At 64.5% G+C, this 519-nt stretch carries 1 protein-coding gene; it reads left to right on the plus strand.

Features of this window, described 5'->3' with window-relative positions:
• Positions 1 to 519 (plus strand): Ig-like domain-containing protein (locus ACN6NG_RS29880; RefSeq protein WP_474317521.1); only part of this gene is annotated, 519 nt, incomplete at both ends.

The following is a 519-nucleotide window of genomic DNA, read 5'->3' on the forward strand; positions in this document are numbered from 1 at the left end:
GCCGCTGCAGTTCGATGCCCCGGATATCACGCCACCTGGCGCAGTAAGCAATATCGTGGTCGGCGCTGATGGCTTGGCCCTGAGTGGCCGTGGTGAGCCGGGTGCCACCGTAGAAGTGCGCGATGCCAATGGCGCCGTGATCGGCACTGGCGTAGTCGGCGCCAACGGCACCTTCCTCATCGACCTGAATCCTGCCGCGCAACCGGGCGAGCAACTGAGCCTGGTACAGACAGACCCAAGCGGCAACGCCTCTGTGGTCGTCGAATACGACGTACCGCTGACCACTGCACCGGTCAGCCCGAGCAACCTGGCCATCGATGCCGACGGCACCACCCTCACCGGTTCTGCCCCGGCGGGTACTCGCGTGGAGGTGCATGACGCCAACGGCACATTGATCGGCAGCGCCATCGCCAATGCTGACGGCACCTTCAGCATCGAACTGAACCCGGCCCAGGCCAACGGCGAACTGCTGGATGTGGTCGCCATCGATGACAGTGGCGTTTCTTCGCTGCCTGCGCA

This window comes from Pseudomonas sp. TSO6, from assembly GCF_056098905.1.